Annotated in this window: 19 protein-coding genes; 8 read left to right on the forward strand and 11 right to left on the reverse strand. The window is 67.5% G+C overall.

The features are described 5' to 3' along the window. Positions 1–137: 137 nt before the first annotated feature. Together KO481_RS25110 and KO481_RS25115 are read right to left on the reverse strand one after the other, a co-directional pair. The gene (locus KO481_RS25110; protein ID WP_215920224.1) at positions 138–419 is read right to left on the reverse strand and encodes a hypothetical protein; all 282 of its coding nucleotides are present in this window, start codon (positions 417–419) and stop codon (positions 138–140) included. Positions 420–724: 305 nt separating this feature from the next. Further along, positions 725–1,294 (reverse strand): TetR/AcrR family transcriptional regulator, encoded by a 570-nt coding sequence (locus tag KO481_RS25115; protein WP_215920230.1) that lies wholly within the window; start codon positions 1,292–1,294, stop codon positions 725–727. Positions 1,295–1,421: 127 nt separating this feature from the next. Here KO481_RS25115 and KO481_RS25120 point away from each other — a divergent pair, with 127 nt between their 5' ends. Next, complete coding sequence (locus KO481_RS25120; RefSeq protein ID WP_215920420.1) at positions 1,422–2,585, forward strand: epoxide hydrolase family protein; 1,164 nt, start codon at positions 1,422–1,424, stop codon at positions 2,583–2,585. Positions 2,586–2,832: 247 nt separating this feature from the next. Here KO481_RS25120 and KO481_RS25125 read toward each other — a convergent pair whose 3' ends face one another. Continuing rightward, positions 2,833–3,915, reverse strand: coding sequence for a saccharopine dehydrogenase family protein (locus KO481_RS25125; RefSeq protein ID WP_215920232.1), 1,083 nt, complete (start codon positions 3,913–3,915; stop codon positions 2,833–2,835). Between the two features lie 88 nt (positions 3,916–4,003). Here KO481_RS25125 and KO481_RS25130 point away from each other — a divergent pair, with 88 nt between their 5' ends. Next, complete coding sequence (locus KO481_RS25130) at positions 4,004–4,564, forward strand: TetR/AcrR family transcriptional regulator (protein WP_215920234.1); 561 nt, start codon at positions 4,004–4,006, stop codon at positions 4,562–4,564. 386 nt (positions 4,565–4,950) lie between these two features. On the opposite strand, the gene KO481_RS25135 is transcribed toward KO481_RS25130, so the two are convergent. Together KO481_RS25135 and KO481_RS25140 are read right to left on the reverse strand one after the other, a co-directional pair. Then, positions 4,951–5,286, reverse strand: a complete 336-nt coding sequence (locus KO481_RS25135; RefSeq protein WP_215920236.1) for a patatin-like phospholipase family protein — start codon at positions 5,284–5,286, stop codon at positions 4,951–4,953. Then, positions 5,283–6,098 (reverse strand): SDR family NAD(P)-dependent oxidoreductase, encoded by an 816-nt coding sequence (locus KO481_RS25140; RefSeq protein ID WP_215920238.1) that lies wholly within the window; start codon positions 6,096–6,098, stop codon positions 5,283–5,285. The genes KO481_RS25135 and KO481_RS25140 overlap by 4 nt, the downstream gene beginning before the upstream one ends. 93 nt (positions 6,099–6,191) lie before the next feature. On the opposite strand from KO481_RS25140, the gene KO481_RS25145 reads away from it, so the two are divergent. Both KO481_RS25145 and KO481_RS25150 read left to right on the forward strand, forming a co-directional pair. Then, positions 6,192–6,803, forward strand: coding sequence for a TetR/AcrR family transcriptional regulator (locus tag KO481_RS25145; RefSeq protein ID WP_308166773.1), 612 nt, complete (start codon positions 6,192–6,194; stop codon positions 6,801–6,803). Between the two features lie 234 nt (positions 6,804–7,037). After that, a complete protein-coding gene (locus KO481_RS25150) occupies positions 7,038–8,390 on the forward strand; it encodes a cytochrome P450 (protein WP_215920244.1) in 1,353 nt (450 codons plus the stop codon). 73 nt (positions 8,391–8,463) lie between these two features. Here KO481_RS25150 and KO481_RS25155 read toward each other — a convergent pair whose 3' ends face one another. Together KO481_RS25155 and KO481_RS25160 are read right to left on the reverse strand one after the other, a co-directional pair. Continuing rightward, complete coding sequence (locus KO481_RS25155; RefSeq protein WP_308166774.1) at positions 8,464–10,128, reverse strand: putative bifunctional diguanylate cyclase/phosphodiesterase; 1,665 nt, start codon at positions 10,126–10,128, stop codon at positions 8,464–8,466. Between the two features lie 223 nt (positions 10,129–10,351). Continuing rightward, a complete protein-coding gene (locus KO481_RS25160; RefSeq protein WP_215920248.1) occupies positions 10,352–10,813 on the reverse strand; it encodes a MarR family winged helix-turn-helix transcriptional regulator in 462 nt (153 codons plus the stop codon). A 68-nt stretch (positions 10,814–10,881) separates the two neighbouring features. On the opposite strand from KO481_RS25160, the gene KO481_RS25165 reads away from it, so the two are divergent. Continuing rightward, entirely contained in the window at positions 10,882–11,352 is a 471-nt protein-coding gene (locus tag KO481_RS25165) for a MarR family winged helix-turn-helix transcriptional regulator (protein ID WP_215920250.1), read from the forward strand. A 26-nt stretch (positions 11,353–11,378) separates the two neighbouring features. Here the strand turns inward: KO481_RS25165 and KO481_RS25170 are convergent, their stop codons facing one another. Both KO481_RS25170 and KO481_RS25175 read right to left on the reverse strand, forming a co-directional pair. Continuing rightward, positions 11,379–12,128, reverse strand: a complete 750-nt coding sequence (locus KO481_RS25170) for a thioesterase II family protein (RefSeq protein WP_215920252.1) — start codon at positions 12,126–12,128, stop codon at positions 11,379–11,381. A gap of 326 nt (positions 12,129–12,454) precedes the next feature. Then, positions 12,455–13,027: a TetR/AcrR family transcriptional regulator gene (locus KO481_RS25175; RefSeq protein ID WP_215920254.1), complete on the reverse strand. Its 573-nt coding sequence runs from the start codon at positions 13,025–13,027 to the stop codon at positions 12,455–12,457. A gap of 103 nt (positions 13,028–13,130) precedes the next feature. On the opposite strand from KO481_RS25175, the gene KO481_RS25180 reads away from it, so the two are divergent. The 3 genes from KO481_RS25180 (at position 13,131) to KO481_RS25190 (ending at position 16,361) form a co-directional block, all read left to right on the forward strand. Beyond that, the gene (locus KO481_RS25180) at positions 13,131–14,354 is read left to right on the forward strand and encodes an FAD-dependent monooxygenase (protein ID WP_215920256.1); all 1,224 of its coding nucleotides are present in this window, start codon (positions 13,131–13,133) and stop codon (positions 14,352–14,354) included. Between the two features lie 99 nt (positions 14,355–14,453). Continuing rightward, positions 14,454–15,476 (forward strand): nucleoside hydrolase, encoded by a 1,023-nt coding sequence (locus KO481_RS25185; RefSeq protein ID WP_215920422.1) that lies wholly within the window; start codon positions 14,454–14,456, stop codon positions 15,474–15,476. Between the two features lie 9 nt (positions 15,477–15,485). Next, the gene (locus KO481_RS25190; protein ID WP_215920258.1) at positions 15,486–16,361 is read left to right on the forward strand and encodes an amidohydrolase family protein; all 876 of its coding nucleotides are present in this window, start codon (positions 15,486–15,488) and stop codon (positions 16,359–16,361) included. A gap of 23 nt (positions 16,362–16,384) precedes the next feature. Here KO481_RS25190 and meaB read toward each other — a convergent pair whose 3' ends face one another. Then, on the reverse strand, positions 16,385–17,416 hold the full coding sequence (gene meaB / locus KO481_RS25195; RefSeq protein WP_215920424.1) for a methylmalonyl Co-A mutase-associated GTPase MeaB: 1,032 nt from the start codon (positions 17,414–17,416) through the stop codon (positions 16,385–16,387). A 239-nt stretch (positions 17,417–17,655) separates the two neighbouring features. Continuing rightward, the gene (scpA, locus tag KO481_RS25200) at positions 17,656–19,911 is read right to left on the reverse strand and encodes a methylmalonyl-CoA mutase (protein ID WP_215920260.1); all 2,256 of its coding nucleotides are present in this window, start codon (positions 19,909–19,911) and stop codon (positions 17,656–17,658) included. Between the last annotated feature and the right edge of the window lie 2 nt (positions 19,912–19,913).

Raw genomic sequence — 19,913 nt, forward strand, 5'->3', positions numbered from 1 at the left:
AGCCGGGATATCGCCGGTGATCAGGCTCAGAGGCGGTTCGCCGATGATAAGAGTAGGGCTGTTGCAGGTCGGGTGGAGACATTGTCGTCCTCGCATCGGTTTCACAGGTGGTGGGCACGCCGGGCCGGGAAGGTCAGCTACCGGATGCTCGGCTTGCTGTCGGTAATCTGCCTCAGCAGATGTGCGGCTTCGTTGGCTCGTTCATTGATCGTGGTCGCCAGAGCTTCGACCCGGTCGGCGAGGAATCCGTCGGCTCCGATCAATGCTGCTTCGGCGGTTCCCAATCCGCTGAACAGACGTGCTGCGAAGCGGTGATTGGCGGTGTGCCGACGACCGGACGCGTCGAGGATCTTGTCGATCGAGACTGCATGGTCGCGGGGGTGCCAGATGTACCGCTCGAGCCGGAACCGCAGTTCCACCGGGCCGAGTTCCCACCAGGCAGAACGGATGGCGAGTTCATTGTCGGTGATGCGCGAGAAGTCTTCTGTGTTGCGCAGGTGCAGACGCTCGTAAAGGGCCAGCAGTTCGTGCAGACTTTCGTGGCTGCCGGGCGGTCATCCGGAGTTCTCGCCGCCCGATACCCATCGACCTGCACCCTGCGGGTATCGGGCGGGCCGGTACAACATTGGCGACCCGATCGGGTAGGCCGGGCGGGCCGTAGAGCCCGCGCTCGGGACCGCTGCGTGCTGCCTTGCTCCAAGCAGCCCGTGTCACGTGCGGCGCATCACGGCTGGTCTTCCAGAAGGAACTTTGCGCGCGCCTCGGGAACTCCCAACATGAGCAGGCTCGTCATTGTCGCTGCGCGGACGCCGAGAGCTCCATGCGATAGGTCGTTGTCCGCGATGGCGAACACGGCGGCGTAGGCGACCTCGCTCAGAATGTCCGCGGGCAGGTGCCGTCCGAACGCCTCGCTGTCCTGGCCTCGTTCGACGAGATCGGCAAGCGTCTTCTCGACCGGTCCGAGGAGGGAGTGGATCTCCTCTCCGTACTCGCCGCGTCGAAGCACCACCAGCACTCGGTAACGGTGCGTCAATGGCCAGAGGTGAGCGATGAAATCGACCCACGCTTCGTCGGCCGCTCCATGGGCAGCGGTGATCTCGGCGAGTACGGCCGCCATCTCGCTCACGGCCCGTTGCGTGAGCGCCAGCACGAGGTCGCCGCGGGAGGGGAAGTGGCCGTAGACGGTACGCCGGACCACGCCGGCAGCGGAGGCGATGTCGCCCATGCCGGCGTCAGGGTTCTTCCCGAGGACCTCGCGCGCGACGTCGAGAATCCGCTCCTGTGTGTCACTCATGCAGCGCACCTCGAGATTTCAATCCGCACCAATCAATGATTGCACACTGGTGTGCAGTTGCGTAATCTGCACACTGATGCGCAACAGGCTGCCGCACCGTGAAACCAGAGTTCAGGAGAACCAGGCGATGACCGCGCTGACGCCCGCACCATCGGACCTCGTCCGCCCGTTCCGTGTCGCGATCTCGGATTCCGAGATCGCGGACCTCGCGCAACGGCTGGCCAGGACTCGCTGGCCGGATCCGGAAACCGTCCCCGACTGGACACAGGGTGTCCGCGTGGAGAACACCAAATCGCTCGTCGCGTACTGGGAGCGAGAGTACGACTGGCGCCGATTCGAGTCGGAGCTCAATCGTTTCCCTCAGTTCCTGACCACGATCGACGGACTGGATATCCACTTCATCCATGTCAAGTCCAAGAATCCGGACGCGATGCCCCTGATCTTGACGCACGGATGGCCGGGTTCGATCGTCGAATTCCTGAAACTGATCGGCCCACTCACCGACCCGGTCGCGTTCGGAGGCGACGTCGAAGATTCCTTCGACGTCGTCGTCCCGTCCCTGCCCGGATTCGGGTTCTCCGAGAAGCCGACCGAAACCGGCTGGACGGTATCGCGTATTGCCACCGCATGGGTGGAGCTGATGAACCGTCTTGGTTACGAGAACTGGGCGGCTCAGGGCGGTGATTGGGGTTCGGTCGTGACCACCACCCTCGGGGCCATGCGACCCGAGGGCCTACTCGGGATTCACTTGAACACTCCATACGCTTTCCCCGCTCAAATACCCGAGACGCTGTCTCCCGAGGAGCGCTACGCCGTGGACGGCCTCGCCCTCTACACCGGTGCCCTCGGTGGATCGAACCACCTTCAGGGCACGAAGCCGGAGACCGTCGGATTCGCGCTGGCGGACTCTCCGGCCGGCCAGGCAGCCTGGATCTACGAAAAGTTCCAATCCAAGACGGACAACCACGGGCTCGCCGAGGACGTTCTCAGCACCGACGACATGCTGGACACGATATCGCTCTACTGGTTCACCAACAGTGCCGCGTCCTCCGGCCGCATCTACTGGGAGAACCGATCGGCCAGCATGGCCGGCCCGAAGCTGACACTGCCGGTCGCGGTGACCGTGTTCCCACGGGACATTCCACGCTTGCCGAGGAACTGGATCGAAGACACCTACAGCAACTTGATCCACTACGGCGAGGCCGACAAGGGCGGACACTTCGCAGCTCTCGAGCAGCCCGAGATCCTGATCAGCGAAATCCGCACCGGCCTGAGGAGCCTCCGCCGATAGAAAGAGCGCAGGACGATTGCGGTCGGGATCGGCGCCGTCCCGGGCGCCCGGCACCAACGGCCGCCCGCCTCGGCACGGCGCCGAGTTCATCCCAGGTTCGCAAGGTCCTGATCGAAAAGCTGTTGTCACGGCTCGGGTGGCGGCCGGTAGGTCGTGGACCGTGCGGGTGTGGACGGCAACAGTCGCAGCCTTCGGGCTTCGCGGGGACCGGTGCGCTGTGCGACGTGTTGGTCCTTTGCCATGGTGGTCAGACCAGGGCCTCGTCCACGAAGTCGGCTCCGGCAGCGGTGGCGAGGTCCAGGCCGAGGGCGGCGGCCGGGGTGTGAGCGCCGGGCCGTCCCTTACCCGCGGCGAGCTGGAGCGCGGTCTGCGCGGCAACGGCAGAGGTGAACTCCATTGCGTCGCCGGCCCGCAGCCAACCTTCGCGGACGGTGCCGTCGGGCCAGGTGATGACGGCGTGGCCCCAGGTATGGGTGCGTGGGCGTGGGGCGGCCTTGGCCTTGATTCCGGCCATCCAGCCGATCGCGAAGGTCCGCACCGTCCGGATCCGCAGGATCGCCGAGAGCAGCGGTAGGGCCGCCCGAACGGCGAGCGAGGCAGGAATGAGGCCCGAGGTCGCTGACACCGAGGGGGCCCCACTGACCCGGTGCGCAGCAATGAGTTCACCGGAGGGCACACCCACCGAGGACATGCGCTCCCCATCGGGCAGGGTCAAGTGATGGACTTCCTCCCCGAGGCGGGTCTTGACCAGCCGACCACCGTCGTAGCGACGGCCACCCATCGCGAAGCCGTCCACGATGCTGGCGGCAAGGGCGGTGCCCAGCACTCCTTCCTCGACGGCGACCGAGGCGAAGGTGTCCACCCGAACCCGGCTCGGCACGGGACGGTTCTCGCACAGGCGTGCCACGATCGCCTCGGTTCCGACCACGCCGAATCCCGCACCGGCCACCAGGGTGCTTCCCACGGCGGCGGCCTCGTCGTGCAGGGCGAACAGGCGATCGAAGGCGGCCGGGTCGTTGGCCTGGTCGAGGTAGTGACCGCCGGGCATACAGGCGCGGGCGAGCAGGACGGCGGTCTCGGCGTAGCCGCCGATGGTGTTGACGACCACGGCGGGCCGCTGCCGGGTGATCTCAGCCGCCATGGCCTCCGCCCCCGACGCGACGACGATCTTCGAGTCGGAGTCGAGCCCGAGGTCGGCGGCCACGGTGCGCAGCCGACCGGCATCGCGCCCGACCAGCACGGGGACGGCCCCGGCCGCCACGATCTGCGCCGCGACGGCCCGTCCGACCCGTCCGGTGGCTCCAAGAATCCAGATCTCACCCTGCGCCATGATTCCTCCATCCTGCGATGTCTCATTGTGTCATCACCACGCTAGCATCGATGTCACAGTGAGTCATCGCGATAGGTAGGATGCGGGCATGGCACGTTGGGACCCCGGAGCGCCGGAACGCCTGCGACAGGCGGCGCTGGACCTGTTCGGCGAGCACGGCTACGACGCCGTGACAGTGACGCACATCGCGGAGCGGGCAGGGCTGACCCGGCGGACCTTCCACCGGTACTTCCCGGACAAGCGCGAGATTCTTTTCGCCGGCTCCGAGCGGCTTCCGGCCGCCGTGTCCGAGGCGGTTCTCGCTGCGGATCCCGGGCTTGCGCCACTGCCGGCGGCACTATCGGCCCTTCGTGAGGTCGGTGCGGCAGTCAGCGGAATGGTCGCCGATTCCGGGCGACGCAGAGCGATCATCGAGTCCAGTACGGAGCTGCTGGAACGCGAGCGCAGCAAGTCGGCAGCGATCACCGCAGCGCTCCGGGAGGCCCTGCAACAGCGCGGGGCCGGCCCCACCGAGGCGCACCTCACCGCGCGGGTGGCCTCGATCATTTCCGAGGAGGCGTTCGGTCGCTGGGCCAACGGCGAGGGTGCCTTCCCCGAGTGTTTCGACGCCGCCGAGGCCGCGCTCCGTGCGGTACTAGGGGACACCTGAGCCGACGCCGTGCAGCTCGCGGGAGTGCCCGCATGGTGGTCTGACAGGTCGGCCAGGGCGCGTTCGGTGCGCTGCTGCTGTGCGGCCAGGGCGGGATGCGGTGGCCCGGCGGGTGCGAGCGGGAAGCAGGACACCACGACGACGCGATCGTGGCCCGCGACGACATCGACGTTGAGCGGGTTGTTCATGCCGCCGTCCATGTAGCGCCGACCCCCGACGGCGACCAAGGGGGAGCAGCAGTGGGACAGCGCAGCCGGCGGCGACGGCAGCTGCGAGTGGCACGGCGGATTGTGCTGCCCGGACGTGTAATTCGCCGGTGTCTGCGTCGGTGACGGTGCACGCGAACCGGTCCGGCCACGCGGTGCCGACCAGGGCGGCGAGCAACGTTAGGTATCGCTGGGCCGGGATGGTCTGCGCGTCGGCCGCCATCGGCCCAGATCCTTCGGCGTGGTCAGCATGGCATCGAGCAGGGCGGTCGAATCGCTGGCGCCCGGGCCGTCCGACATTGCCAGTGCCAGCGATTCGAGCTGCTCGAGCACCTGTGTGTGATCGACCGGCTGCGGGTGCGGGAGCAGAGCACCGGCCACGGCGCCGGTGGAGGTGCCCAGGATCAACTCACGGGCGCCTGGTTCGGTGCCCTGGCTGCGTAGGCCGTCGAAGATGCCCAGCTGCCAAGCCAGTCCGACGATGCCGCCGCCGCCAAGGACGAGCGCGGTGCTCATCGGGCACCTGCTGTGTCGGCCGCACGGGCGGTGAGGGCGCCCATCATCAGGACGGACTGCTTGCGGCCGGCCAGGCGGTTCAGTGATACCGCCAGCCGATTCAGCCGGCCGACGGCGATACTGGGGGGTGGGTTGCACCGGTCCAGGGCCCGCAGCGCGGTCCGCACCACTTCGCCCGGTGTTTGCAATCGCCGGATGCCGGAGGCCGCGGCCGCGCCGGCGGTGTCGAAGAATTCGGTTTCGGTGGCGCTCGGAGAAAGGGCAAGCACGCGCAGGCCGGTGCCACGGTGTTCGTACCACAGCGCCTCGGTGAAGCTGAGCACGAACGCTTTGGCCGCGCCGTAGACCGCCATGCGCGGGACCGGGGTGTATGCGGCCATGCTGGCGACGTTGATCAGCAGGCCGTGCTCGGAGGCACGCAGGTCGTCGATGAAGGTTCTGGTCAGCTCGACCACGGCGTGCACGTCGAGGGCGATCTCGGCGCGGAGCCGGTCGGGGTCCTCCTGGTCGAAGGGTGCGTGAGTGCCGAAACCGGCGTTGTTCACCAGCCCGGTCAGCCGCAGCCCGCGTGCACTCAGCCGGTCGGCGAGGCGGGCGGCGGCGCCCGCCTCGCCGAGGTCGCAGGCGAGCACGGTGACGGTCACGGCGTGGGTGGCCGACAGTTCCGCGGCCAGGGTCGTGAGCCGAGCCTCGCGGCGGGCGACGAGGACCAGGTCGGAGCCTCGGGCAGCGAGCTGACGGGCGAATTCTGCGCCGATTCCGGAGCTGGCGCCAGTGACGAGTGTCAGCGCACCGTGATGATCGAATGGCATTTGATTCCTCCTTGACACTTGGTGCCAGACTAGCACTAGATGTCGATGAGGCGCATGGGGTCCGCTGGACATCGAACGGTTACGATGAATGACGTGACCGCGTACCCCGGCCAGCCCGAGACCGCCGCCCCGTTGTGGGAGCGCACCCGCAACCGGGTGCGTGAGGAGATCACCGATGTCGCGCTGAAGCTTTTCCTGGACAACGGATTCGAGAACACGACGGTCGACCGGATCGTCGCCACGGCCGGTATCTCGCGCCGATCCTTCTTCCGCTACTTCGGCACGAAGGAAGACATCGTGTTCGGTGATCTCGGCGAACAGGGCCCAGTCATCGGGGCGGCGCTACGCCAACGCCCGGACTCCGAACCGATCTGGACGGCGCTGCGGCATGCGTTCACCGTGCTGAACATGCACTCGCCGCAGCGCGGCGTGGCTATCGGCCGCCTGGTCGCGACCTCGCCCGCGCTGCGGGCCGCCCATCTGGAGAAACACCTCCGCTGGCAGGAAGATCTGGTCCCGGAGGTCGAGCGGCGGCTCGGCGCCGGGGATGCCCCGCCCGGTCTGCGCGGCCGGGCGATCGTGGCCACCGCGCTGGCCTGCCTGGACGCCGCCACCGCCGTGTGGCTCGACAACGACGGTGGTGGCGGGCTCGAGGAACTCGACCGGCTCTGCGAGCAGGCCCTGACCGCCGTGCGGCAAAGCTGAGGAACCACCACGGCGACATTTGGCAAGTGGCAACGTCGACCAGCGCCTGTCAGAACACCATGCGTGATGTGAATCTCCACGCCTCGACAGGGTCGCGCGTCCATCCCGGAGCGTGGGTGCATTCGGGCGCGCCGGCCACGGTGCACGACCACCAAGGATTTCACCACTCCTGATGAGAGCGGCGGATTTACCGTTGCCGGTGAGCCGGGGCAATCTCGGCTTTAATCAGTGGTTATGTCCAGTTCTGTTGCCACCCAAGAGCTTCCTCCGTCGGTCAGGGGCCGCATTCGCAATACCAAACGCTTCGTCGACGACCCGATTGCGTTCCTGTCCGACTCGATGGCTGAACACGGCAACGTCTTTCGCTTCCAGCTGGTGAACGGGACCATGCTCGGGGTGACCCATCCGCACTACATCAAGTACATCCTGCAGGAACGCATGCGGAACTTCACGCGGGAAACCCAGATGTACGACCTGATGGAGCCGTTCGCAGGTCGTGGCCTGGCGTCGATTTCCGACCACGATCGCTGGCGCCGCAATCGGCGTCTGGTCCAACCCGCGTTCCACCACAAGCAGATCGCCGAGCTGAGCGAGATCATGGTGGCCGAGGTCGACGCCCTGTGCGCGGAATGGGCCGAGTACGCCCGCACCGGGCAAACGGTCGACCTGGGTCAGCAGCTGAGCCACCTCACCCTCCGGATCGTGGTGCGCGCGCTTTTCGGCCTGGACCCGCGCGGCGCCTATGTTGCCGACTTCGCCCGGTCGGCGGAGAACGCGAATGTGGAACTGGGCCGGTTCGTGCGAATGCCGTTCGTGCCCTTGAAGGTTCCCACTCCCAGCCACCGCCGCTTCTGGCGGGCGATCGCCGAGATGGACGCCGTCGTCTACGCAGTCATCCGCGAACTTCGCGAGAAGGAAACAGGCGGCCTGCTGTCCATGCTCATGAGCACCGAGGACGAGGACACCAGCGAGCGTTTCACCGACAAGGAGTTGCGCGACGAGGTCGTCACCATGCTGTTCGCTGGCCACGAGACCAGTGCGTCGGCCCTGACGTCGGCCATGCTGTTGCTGAGCGTGAATCCCGACGAGCGCAAGCGACTGCACGACAGCGTGGACGGCGCACTGCCCGGCGGGCACGCGGCGATGACCGACCTGCCCGCGCTGTCCTACACCAAGCAGGTGCTGGACGAGGTGCTGCGGCTCAAGCCGCCGGCCTGGATGGGGCAGCGCCGCGCCGCGGAGGACGACGAGATCGGCGGCTTCCATATCCCGGCTGGAACCTCGGTGATCTACAGCTACTACCATGCGCACCGGCACCCCGAATTCTGGGACCGGCCGGACACTTTCGACCCGGACCGATTCGCTCCCGACGCCGTGGCCTCCCGCGACCGTAACCTGCTGCTGCCCTTCGGAGCGGGCGGTCACATCTGCATCGGCAACGCGTTCGCGCTGATGGAGATGCAGCTCGCGCTGTCGACCATAGCGCGGCGCTTCGAGTGGACCGTCGAGAAGCCGGACATGACCCCCATCTCCTCGCTGACGCTGAACACCAAATACCCCGTCATCGCCACACTGACCGAACGGTAGCAGCGGCCGGCGCGGCTATCCGCCCGGATTGCCGCGCCGGTCCAGGAGGCCCGGCCTGGGTGACAGTCGATGATCAATGCTCGTTGTGCGCGGCCGCGCCGCGCTGCTTGATGAGTTCGTCGAAAATCGCCTGCACGGTCTGAGGGCCGCCGTAGAGGTAGCCCTGCACCAGCGAGAAGCCAAGATCGGCGAGCACCGCCGCTTGGTGCGCGTTCTCCACCCCTTCGGCGATGACCTCCATGTCGAGCGCCTTGCTGAGCGCCTTGATCGCCCTGAGCAGCGGCGTCGCGGGTACGTCCGTGGTGATCGCCGCAACAAAGGACCGGTCCACCTTGAGAATGTCCGATGGAATGGCCGCCAGCCTGCTCAACGACGAGTAACCGGTGCCGAAGTCGTCGATGGCGATGCGTACGCCGGTGTTCCGCAAAGCGTTCAGGTTGTCGATCGCGTTCTGTGACTCGGCCTCCAACTGCGTCTCGGTGACCTCGAGCACGAGCTGCCCGGCGTCCCAGCCGGTGCTGCGCAGAGTGCTCCGTACCCGGTGGGCGTAATCGCTGTCGGCCAACTCCAGACCGCTGACATTGACGTTCAGCGTGAGGTCGAGATCGGCGACAGTTCTGTGCAGCCAAGCTGCGTCCACACAGGCCCGGTGTAGCACCACCCGGTCCAGGTCGGCAATCAGGTTGTACTCCTCCGCGGCGCGGATCACCCCGTTCGAGCTCAGGCCAGGCTCGATGGCCGAGGACCAGCGCAGCAGCGCCTCCACGCCGACCACCTTGCCACCGCAGGGCAGGCTGACGATCGGCTGGTACAGGACTTCCAGGTCGTCGTCCGCGATGGCACGGCGCAGCTCCTCAGCCAGGGCAATGCGCTGCCCGGATTCGAGCCTGGTCAGGTTGCGGCCTGCCTGCTTGGCCCGATATCGGCCCATATCGGCCCGGCTGACCAGCATAGATGCCGGTTCGCCCGGTTGCCATGACGTAACGCCCGCGCAGCAGCCGGTGGTTGTCGCCGCGCGCATGCGGTCGGTGAGCGCGACCGCGGTCGGTTCGGTTGTGTCCGGGAGCAGTACCGCGAACAGGTCCCCACCGAGCCGGGCCAGTGTCTGTTCCGACTCCAACAGGTTGCACCAGGTGTCGGCGACCTGCTGCAGCACCGCATCGCCCGTGGGCTGGTCGAGGTGGCCGTTGCTCGTCTGGAAGCGGTCCAGGTCGGCCAACACCAGCGCGGGGCGTTGGCCGAGCCGGCCGGCCTTGCCGATCTCGGCGTTCAGCAACCGCTCGAAGCCGCGCCGGTTGAGCAGGCCGGTGAGCACATCGATATCGGCTTCTGCGGCGATCCGGGCCAGAATCGCGACCACCATGCCGACCACCACCGTCACCCCGGCCGGGATCACCCCGATCCACCATTGCAGTTGCTCGCGAGTGCCCAACACCGCCATGCAGCACACCACGGCGAACGCGATCTCCAGGCCGGTGATGCGCCTGCTGAAGAAGAACGCGGCGTCGCAGGCGACGAAGACATACAACGACGACAGCGTGGCGGCGGCGGTGACGCCGGGAAGCCAATGAATGGCAACGGTGATCAGCACGGTCCCGAGCGAGACCAAGATCGGGTGCGCACGCACCGGCATCCGCTCACCCATCAGATACAGCAGGATGCCAGTGAGAACCGCGACCAGCGCTACCCCGAACACGATGGCGCGAGGGCCCAACCCGTCGCCCGTCAGTGCAGTCACCGCGGCAGCGAGCAGTCCGCCGACAAAAAAGAATGCCCCCGTAGTCCAGGACATCAGGCCCGCTGTTGCTACCGCCGATGCGGCCCGCGCCCGAGTACGGGAACCACCGCGGGTTCCGACTCCTCGCATCTTTCCAGACTAGACGCGTAAGTCCGAAGGTCGTCGGGCTGATACTGCGTTGGCCTGGTCAGTAGTTGGGCGTGGGATATCTGCTGGCCGATGCTCAATCGGACTCGCTGACGACGCGATCGAAGTCCTCGACGAATTTCGCCAGCAGGCGGGCGAATTCGTCCCGCTCGGTGTCCGTCCAGCCGGCTGTCGTGCGCGCGAAGACGGCCTGCCGAGCCTCGTGTACACCCGCGAGCGCCGCGCGGGCGCTCGGAGTCAGGCGAAGAAGCACGCGACGGGCATCGCCCTGATCCGCCTCACGACGTAGTAGTCCGTCGGCCACTGCACGGGCGACCAGGCGGCTGGCGCGCGGCTGGTCGACGCCGAGCGCCTGGGCGACATCCCCCACCGTCGCGGCATCCGCCCGCCCCTCCACCGCATCCAGCACGCCGAACATGGTGGGGTCGACGGCCGTTCGAATGCCCTTGGCACCCAGCCGATTCAACGTCCGGCGGGTCTGGCTGCGCCGGATCGCCACCATCGCGCGTTCGATCGTCGCCAACGCACTATCGCTCATACTTGCCATCTTACAAACACTTGCTAAACTACATTTATATGTCTTATGACAACCATTTGGAGTTCGCCATGACCACATCGGAACAGTCCGCACACCCGAGAAACGAAACCGGCATCCCCAGGCCGCTCGGCTACTGGGTCAAGCACATTCACAACCGGCTCGAGCACAATCTGGCCGCTCAGCTGCGAGAATTCAGCCTGGACCGGCGGGAGTGGCAGGTGCTCAACACCGTCGCGCACGGCCCCATCGATGCGGACGGCATCAATCGCGCGCTCGAGCCGTTCTTCATCACGGACGAGGCCGCCGCGGCGTCCCACACGACGGCGCTGAGCGAACGCGGCCTGATGCTGCGCGACCAGGCCGGGCGCTACCTGCTGACCTCGGCCGGTGAAGCTCTGCACGGCCGAGCCGCGGATCGCATCCACGACGGCCGGCTCGCCACCACGCGGGGCATCACGCCGGAGGAATACGCGCAGCTACTCGATCTGCTGCGGCGGGTATCCGAGAACGTGGATGTCGTTGCCGCACAGTGGGCGTAAGCCTTCGAGTCTCGGCGGCGTGAGCCTCAGGCCAGGCGTTCGATGACGAAATCGGCCACGTCGGTGACCTTTTCGTCCAGATAGAAATGCCGCCCGGGAAAAGTGGCCAGATCGAAGTCACCGGTGGTGAAGCGGCGCCATTCCCCCGCCTGCGGCGGCGTCACGTCGGGATCCTCGTCGCCCACCATCGCGCAGATGCCGCACCGCAGCGGCTCCCCCGGCTCGTATCGGTACGTCTCGACCGCCTCGTAGTCCGCGCGGACCGCGGGCAGCACCAGCTCCGCCAGACTCGGCTCGGCCCGCAGGATCGCCACCGACGCGGGATCGTTGGCCAGGCGCTCCAATTCGGCGATCACCGCGGCGTCCGGGGCACGGGAGACGCTATGGGAGTACGGCACATCCGGCGCGGCTCGTCCCGAGACGAACAGCCGAATCGGACTCTGCCCCTTCGCCTCCAGCCGCCGGGCCACCTCGAAGGCCACGGTGGCGCCCATGCTGTGACCGAACAGCGCCAGCCGCGGCGCACCCGGGGACAGCGCGTCGGCGATCCGGTCCGCGAGCGCCCCGATATCGGGAATCAACGGATCGCCGAGCCGATCCTGCCGACCGGGATACTGCGCCGCGAATACCGCTGTGCCCTGGTCGAAGCACCGCGCGAGCTCGCGGTAGGCGCTGGCCGAACCACCGCCCGGCGGGCAGCACACCAGCACCGCGCGGGGGTCGGGCACCGCGCGCAGCTCACGCAGCCACTCCCCTGCGACGATCCTTCCCGCCACGAACCTTCCTCTCCCGCACGCCGATCGACATACTCTCGCGGGCCCCGCGTCCACGGTCGCTCCGATCGCGAGACTACCCGCCGCACAGGCACCCTCGACGCGAATACCCACCGCGGCGTCGGCCGGATCGGGGTTGGGTTGATCATCCGGCGTCCGGCAGGCGCGGCAGGGTCAGCTGAGCGCGCACCCTTCCCGGGCGCAGAGATCGAGCCTCCGGTCGCCGCGGACTGTAGGCGCCCCAACAACTGCCGCGACCACATCCGCCACGCCGGACCAGCAGTCGTTGACGCGGCGCTGTTCTCGGCGTAGTCGACAGACTCGTGAATTCACTTGCCGCGCAACGCCTGTACGGCAAGTTCAACATCCTCGCCGCGCAGCATCTCACCACTGGGCGCCATCAGCGACAGCAGTGCGACGCCCTGGAACAGCGCGAAATACACCTTCCCGACCGCGCGGGCCTCCGCGGCGGTGAGGCCGGGATGCACCTCGCGCAGCAGCGTGGCCAGTTCCGGATAGACGCTGTCCGCGGCCGAGGCCAGGTAGGCCTGGGATTCGGGGGTGCGGGAGACGTTCACGGCGTTCTCGAGGCTGAGCATCAGCTGGTCTCGGCACTCGAACGCGACATTCAGCATCGCATCCCAGGTCGGTTCGATCGATTCGAACAGCGTGCGCCCCTCGCCCGCGTCCCGAATCGCCTCGTCCATCCCGTCGCCGATCTGGGCGCCCACCCCCTCGGTGACCGCCTCGGCGATGAGGCGGTCCTTGGACCCGAAGTGATAGCCGATGGCCGCCAGGCTCACCCCGGCGGCTCCCGCGATGTCGCGCGCGGTGACCTTGGCCAGGCCGCGCTCGAGGATCACCTTCCGCGCCCCCGCCAGCAGATCTTCCCGATTACCCATATCCCCAGGTTACAACGTCTCAGACATTTGTACTAGACAGACGTGCAAGTCATATGGCACATTTGTCTAAGACGTTTGAGCCAACCGACAAGGAACCGTCATCATGAGCAGCACCGCCAACACCCCCCACGTTCTCGTCTCCGGCGGCGGCATCGCCGGGAACGCCGTTGCCCTGCAATTGCTCCGGGCCGGAATCCGGGTCACCATCGTCGAGCGCGCGGCCGCTCCCCGGCCCGGCGGGCAGGCCGTGGATCTGCGCGGCCCGAGCCGTGAGGTCGCCGAGCGGATGGGGCTCATGCCGGGCATCCGCAAGTACCAGCTCACCGAGCTCGGCATGTCCTACATCGACCCCAAGGGCCGCGTCTTCGCGAACCTCCCGATGGAGCACTTCGATGGGAAGGGACCGGTGGCCGAGATCGAGATCACCCGCGGAGATCTCAACCAGGTGCTGCTGGACGAGGTCGCCGGCGCGGGCGGCGAGCTCGACTACCGCTACGGCGAATGGATCACAGCGTTGCGGCAGGACGACAGCGGCGTCGAGGTGGACTTTGCATCCGGCAACAGCGAGCGGTTCGATCTCGTCGTCGGGGCCGACGGCGTGCATTCGGCCACCCGCCGCCTGGCTTTCGGTCCCGAGGACGAGTTCGCCACCTATCTCGGCGGCTATATGTCCTTCTTCACCATGCCGACCCCGCCGAACGTGCGGCCCGGCTGGTTCGCAATGCAGTTCGTGCCCGGCGCCACCGTGAGCCTGCGGCCCGACTACGATCCCGCGACGTCCAAGGCCATCCTCGGCGTGCGCGCCGACGAGCCGGTTCCGGGCCTGCGTGGCGATGTGGCCGCCCAGCACCGGTTCTTCGCAGAACGCCTGGCCGCGGCCGGCGACGGCTGGCATGCCCCGGCCATACGCGCTGCCATGGCCACTACGCAAGACTTCTACTTCGACGAACTCGTCCGGATCGATATGCCCTCACTCAACGCCGGACGCGTGACATTGCTGGGCGACGCGGGCTACTGCGGCTCGCCGATGACCGGCATGGGCACCGCGATGGCCATCGTCGGCGCGTATGTGCTCGCCGGTGAGATTGCCTCCACCCCGAACGATCTCGCGGACGCGCTGCGGCGCTACGAGGAGCGGGTGACCCCGTTCCTGGACGAGGCCAAACAGTTGCCCGGCGGCGGCATCAAGATGATGGTCTCGAATACCCGATTCGGTAACGCCATGATGCGTACCGCGAACCGCGTCATGTTGTCTCGGGCGATGCGGCCGCTGGCGATGAAGATGTTCTTCAGCAAGGGCGAGGACTACGTGCTCCCGGAGTACTGATACCCCCGCGCACCGGTCCCGCTGGACCGGTGCGCATCCACCACGTGTCATGTCGATGACGCCACGGATTAGGATTTCCCCGTGCCGCAGAAGATCATCATGGATGTCGATACCGGCATCGACGATTCGCTCGGTCTGCTCTATCTCCTCGCGAGCCCGCAGGCCGAGATCCTCGGCATCGCCTCCACCGCGGGTAACGTGCCCGCACCGCAGGTGGCGGCCAATAACCTGGCCCTACTGGACCTGTGCCGGGCGCCCGACATCGAGATCACCCTCGGGGCGGAGCAACCGCTGGCGATCCCCCTGCGCACCACGGAGGACACGCACGGCCCGCAAGGTGTCGGCTACGCCGAGTTCCCGCCGTCGCGCCGCACGCTCTCCGCGCGCTCGGCCGCCCACATGTGGGTCGATCTGGTGCGTGAGCATCCGGGCGAGATCGTCGGGCTGTGCACCGGCCCGCTGACCAATCTCGCGCTCGCACTACGACTGGAACCGCAACTGCCGCAGCTGCTTCGGCGTCTGGTGGTGATGGGCGGAGCGTTCAACCATCCGGGGAACACCACGCCCACCAACGAATGGAACGTGCACGTGGATCCGGAGGCGTGGAAGGAGGTCTTCGATGCCTTCTCCGCCGCGCCGGCCGACCGCCGGCCCCTGGTCTGCGCGCTGGACATCACCGAGACCATCGAGATGCATCCCCATCATCTGATCCGCCTCGCCGAGCGCGCCGACAGCGTCCCGCGCCAGGAGGTTTCCGAATCCGACACCCCGGGCACGCGCTCGAAGGCGAGTAATCCGATTGTCCGCTATCTGACCGATGCGGTGCGGTTCTACTTCGAATTCCACCGCCAGTACGATCAGGGCTATCTGGCCCACATGCACGATCCGTTCGCGGCCGCGGTAGCCCTCGATCCCGGCCTCGCGACGACCCGGCCCGCGACGATCGACGTCGAACTGGGCGGGACCATCACCCGCGGCACCACGGTCGCGGACTGGGCGCGGATGTGGCACCGGGAACCCAACGCGGACATCGTCATCGGCACCGATCCGGCGGAGTTCTTCGACCGGCTGATCGCCCGGGTCGGTGATTTCGCCCGCGAGGTCTATCCGGCGGGGCAGTAAGGAGATTCGATGGGCGACGACGACACCTACATCACGGAATTGCGGGAACGACTCGGCCTGGCCGGGTTCATCGATGTCCATACGCATTTCATGCCCGACCGGGTGCTGCGCAAGGTGTGGGCGTACTTCGACGCGGCCGGACCGCTCATCGCGCGGCCGTGGTCGATCGCCTACCGCGACGCGGAACAGGTGCGGTTGAAGACGTTGCGCGGATTCGGCGTTCGCGCCTTCACCTCGCTGGTCTATCCGCACAAGCCGGAGATGGCGGCCTGGCTCAACGATTGGTCGGCCGACTTCGCCGCCCGGACACCGGACTGCCTGCACACCGCGACATTCTTTCCCGAACCGGAGGCGGCCGGTTATGTGGAATCGGCGATCGAGGCCGGTGCGCGGATCTTCAAGGTACACATCCAGGTCGGCGACTTCCATCCCGCCGACCCGCTGCTGCGACCCGTGTGGGGCATGCTGTCCGAGGCCGGAGTTCCGGTCCTCGTTCACTGCGGATCCGGCCCCACCGCAGGCAGATTCACCGGTCCCGGGCCGATCGCCGAACTACTGCGTCACTTTCCATCGCTTCGGCTGATCGTCGCCCACATGGGCGCCCCCGAGTACACCGAATTCCTCGATATCGCCGCGCAATATCCGCAGGTCCATCTCGACACCACCATGAACTTCACCGACTTCTTCGAATCCGCGGACCCCTTCCCCACCGCCGAACGCGCCCGCCTGAGCGAGCTCGGCGACCAAATCCTGTTCGGCAGCGACTTCCCCAATATCCCCTATTCCTACGGCCACGCCCTGTACGCCCTGGACCGCCTCGATCTGGGCGACGACTGGCTGCGCAAGGTCTGCCACGACAACGCCGCGCGGCTGTTCGAACTCTGAACGAGCCTCGCTCGCGGGGGGTCTCAGGCGTCGAAGGCGCGCAGGATCTGCTCGGCGGCCAGCGCCGGGGTCAGCGAACCGTCGCGCACCTGCGATTCCACCTCGGCGCGAAGGGATTTCACGCCGGGGCTCTCCGCCAGGCGGCGCAGCAACTGGTCGTGAACCATGGTCCAGGTCCAGTCGACCTGCTGACGTCGGCGCTTCTCGGCGAACTCCCCCGCCTCGGTGAGCACCCCTCGATGTTTGAGCACGGTATCCCAGAACGTGTCCAGGCCGGTACCGTTCAGCCCGCTCATGGTCAGAACCGGTGGGCGCCACAGGGAGTCGCGGGGATGAATCAGGCGCATGGCGCCCTGCAGCTCGCGGGCGGCGGCCTTGGCCTCGAGTTCGTGGCGGCCGTCGGCCTTGTTGACAGCGACCAGGTCGGCCAGCTCGAGCACGCCCTTCTTGATGCCCTGCAACTGATCTCCGGTGCGGGCCAGGGTGAGGAAGCAGAACACGTCGACCATGTTGGCGACCGTCACCTCGGACTGGCCGACCCCGACCGTCTCGACGAGCACCACGTCGTACCCGGCCGCCTCGAGCAGCACGATCGTCTCGCGGGTGGCCTTGGCGACACCGCCCAGGGTGCCGGCGGTCGGCGAGGGCCGGATGAACGCGTCGCGCTCCACCGACAGCCGTGCCATCCGGGTCTTGTCGCCCAGGATCGACCCTCCGGTGCGCGTGGAGGACGGATCCACCGCCAGCACCGCGACCCGGTGTCCGAGGCCGAGCAGATACATGCCCAGGCCGTCGATGAACGTCGACTTGCCCACGCCCGGAACACCGGTGATGCCGACACGATTGGACTTCGCGGCCCCCTCCGAGCCGACCTTCAACAGCAGCTGCTGCGCCAGGTCACGATGATCGGCGCGGGTCGATTCGACCAGCGTGATCGCCCGCGCCAAACCCGGGCGCTTGCCGTGGCGCACATCGTCGGCCAGTTGGTCGACGTCGATCGTGCGCCGTTTCGCCCCGGCCGGTCCCGCGGCCGTCGGCCCCGTCGCGGCCCCCACCCCCGCGGTCGAGGTCAGCCTCGGATGTCCCGCCTGTACCCACTCCTGCCCACCAGGATCCGCCTGCCCCGCAACGGATTCAGCCACGCAACTTTCCCCGGAACCCTCGTCCCCACCGCGGGCGGCGCCGGGCGACAACGCCCGGGCGGCCTGTTCCCGCTCGTCAGCATGTTCGGAACGACGGTGGCCCGCAGTCGATGCGACGGACCCCGGACCACCGTCATTCCCGCCGGGTGAATTCATTCGCCCGCGCCGGAGCCGATCTCGTGTCCGAGTTCGGCCGCCAGTTTCTGCAGCAGGTCCACCGCGGCATCGGCGATGACCGTGCCGGGCGCGAAGATCGCGGCCGCGCCCGCTGCGTACAGTTCGTCGAAGTCACCCGGCGGGATGACCCCGCCGACGACGACCATGATGTCGGGACGCCCGACATCGGCCAGCGCCTGCCGCAGGGCGGGCACCAGCGTGAGGTGGCCCGCGGCCAGCGACGACACCCCGACCACGTGCACGTCGTTGTCGGCCGCCTGCTGCGCCACCTCCTCCGGGGTCTGGAACAGCGGGCCCACGTCGACGTCCATGCCCAGATCGGCGAACGCCGTCGCGATCACCTTCTGACCGCGATCGTGCCCGTCCTGGCCCATCTTGCACACCAGGATGCGGGGCCGGCGGCCCTCGGCGGCGGCGAACTCCTCGACCAGCGCCATCGCGCGACTGATATTGGTCACCTTTCCGGCCTCCTCGCGGTAAACCCCCGAAAGAGTGCGGATCTCGGCCTGATGGCGCCCGTACACCTTCTCCAGCGCGTCGGAGATCTCCCCGACCGTCGCCTTGGCGCGCGCGGCGTCGATGGCCAGCGCCAGCAGGTTGTTGTCCATGCCGCCATCGGAAGACGCGGCGGCCCTGGTCAATTCGGCCAGCGCCCGCTCGACCTCGCCCGCGTTGCGCTCGGCGCGCAGGCGGCGCAGCTTCTCGTTCTGCTCGGCGCGCACCCGGGTGTTGTCGACCTTGAGCACCTCGATCGGGGTGTCCTCGGTGACCTGGTACTTGTTGACCCCGATCACCGGCTGCTGCCCGGTGTCGATGCGGGCCTGGGTGCGGGCGGCGGCCTCCTCGATGCGCAGCTTCGGGATGCCCTCCGAAATCGCCTGTGCCATACCGCCGTGCGCCTGCACCTCGGCGATGTGGGCGCGGGCCCGCTCCGCGAGCTGATGGGTCAGCCACTCGACATAGTAGGAGCCACCCCACGGGTCGGCGGGCCGGGTGGTTTTGGACTCCTGCTGGATCAGCAACTGGGTGTTGCGGGCGATGCGCGCGGAGAAGTCGGTGGGCAGCGCCAGCGCCTCGTCCAGGGCGTTGGTGTGCAGCGACTGGGTGTGGCCCTGGGTGGCGGCCATGGCCTCCACGCAGGTGCGCGCGACGTTGTTGAAGACGTCCTGCGCGGTCAGCGACCACCCGGAGGTCTGCGAATGTGTGCGCAGCGCAAGGGATTTGGTGTTCTTGGGCTCGAACTCGGCGACCAGCTCGCTCCAGAGCAGCCGCCCGGCGCGCATCTTGGCCACCTCCATGAAGAAGTTCATCCCGATGGCCCAGAAGAACGACAGCCGCGGGGCGAACTTGTCGACCTCCATGCCCGCGGCCAGACCCGCCTTGATGTACTCCACGCCGTCGGCCAGGGTGTACGCCAGCTCCAGGTCGGCGGTCGCGCCCGCCTCCTGAATGTGATAGCCCGAGATGGAGATCGAGTTGAACTTCGGCATCCGCGCCGAGGTGTAGGCGAAGATGTCGGAGATGATCCGCATCGAGGGCTCGGGCGGATAGATGTAGGTGTTGCGGACCATGAACTCCTTCAGAATGTCGTTCTGAATCGTTCCGGCCAGCTGTTCGGGCTTGACGCCCTGCTCCTCCGCGGCGACCACGTACAGCGCCAGGATCGGCAGCACGGCACCGTTCATGGTCATCGACACCGAGACCTGGTCCAGCGGAATGGAATCGAACAGCTCGCGCATGTCCAGGATGGAGTCGATGGCCACGCCCGCCATGCCGACGTCACCGGTGACGCGCGGGTGGTCCGAGTCGTAACCGCGGTGCGTTGCCAGGTCGAACGCGACCGACAGGCCCTTCTGGCCCGACTGCAGATTGCGGCGGTAGAAGGCGTTCGAGTCCGCCGCGGTGGAGAAGCCGGCGTACTGACGGATCGTCCACGGCTGATTCACGTACATGGTCGGGTACGGCCCGCGCACGAACGGCGCGATGCCCGGCACGCTGTCGAGCGGATAGCCCTGCGCGACAATGGCATCGCGGTCTGCCCTAGTGAAAACCGGTGGCACGTCGATGCCCTCGGGCGTCGACCACACCAGCTGCTCGGGCGTGTAGTTGTTCGCCTCGGCCGCGGCGCGCACGTACTCCCCCACCTGCGCGGCATCGACCTGCGCGGGGGTGTCCGGGCCGTCACTCAGCGGTACGTCCGCGAAGCTGCCGATCACATGGTTGATGGTCATCG

Origin of the sequence: Nocardia albiluteola, assembly GCF_018860155.1 — a bacterium.
GTDB lineage: Bacteria > Actinomycetota > Actinomycetes > Mycobacteriales > Mycobacteriaceae > Nocardia > Nocardia albiluteola.

Coding starts and splice junctions, on each gene's coding strand:
- KO481_RS25115 (WP_215920230.1), bottom strand. CDS start 1,294: ATGAGTGACACACAGGAGCGGATTCTCGACGTCGCGCGCGAGGTCCTC.
- KO481_RS25120 (WP_215920420.1), top strand. CDS start 1,422: ATGACCGCGCTGACGCCCGCACCATCGGACCTCGTCCGCCCGTTCCGT.
- KO481_RS25125 (WP_215920232.1), bottom strand. CDS start 3,915: ATGGCGCAGGGTGAGATCTGGATTCTTGGAGCCACCGGACGGGTCGGA.
- KO481_RS25130 (WP_215920234.1), top strand. CDS start 4,004: ATGGCACGTTGGGACCCCGGAGCGCCGGAACGCCTGCGACAGGCGGCG.
- KO481_RS25135 (WP_215920236.1), bottom strand. CDS start 5,286: ATGAGCACCGCGCTCGTCCTTGGCGGCGGCGGCATCGTCGGACTGGCT.
- KO481_RS25140 (WP_215920238.1), bottom strand. CDS start 6,098: ATGCCATTCGATCATCACGGTGCGCTGACACTCGTCACTGGCGCCAGC.
- KO481_RS25150 (WP_215920244.1), top strand. CDS start 7,038: ATGTCCAGTTCTGTTGCCACCCAAGAGCTTCCTCCGTCGGTCAGGGGC.
- KO481_RS25160 (WP_215920248.1), bottom strand. CDS start 10,813: ATGAGCGATAGTGCGTTGGCGACGATCGAACGCGCGATGGTGGCGATC.
- KO481_RS25165 (WP_215920250.1), top strand. CDS start 10,882: ATGACCACATCGGAACAGTCCGCACACCCGAGAAACGAAACCGGCATC.
- KO481_RS25175 (WP_215920254.1), bottom strand. CDS start 13,027: ATGGGTAATCGGGAAGATCTGCTGGCGGGGGCGCGGAAGGTGATCCTC.
- KO481_RS25180 (WP_215920256.1), top strand. CDS start 13,131: ATGAGCAGCACCGCCAACACCCCCCACGTTCTCGTCTCCGGCGGCGGC.
- KO481_RS25185 (WP_215920422.1), top strand. CDS start 14,454: ATGGATGTCGATACCGGCATCGACGATTCGCTCGGTCTGCTCTATCTC.
- KO481_RS25190 (WP_215920258.1), top strand. CDS start 15,486: ATGGGCGACGACGACACCTACATCACGGAATTGCGGGAACGACTCGGC.
- scpA (WP_215920260.1), bottom strand. CDS start 19,911: ATGACCATCAACCATGTGATCGGCAGCTTCGCGGACGTACCGCTGAGT.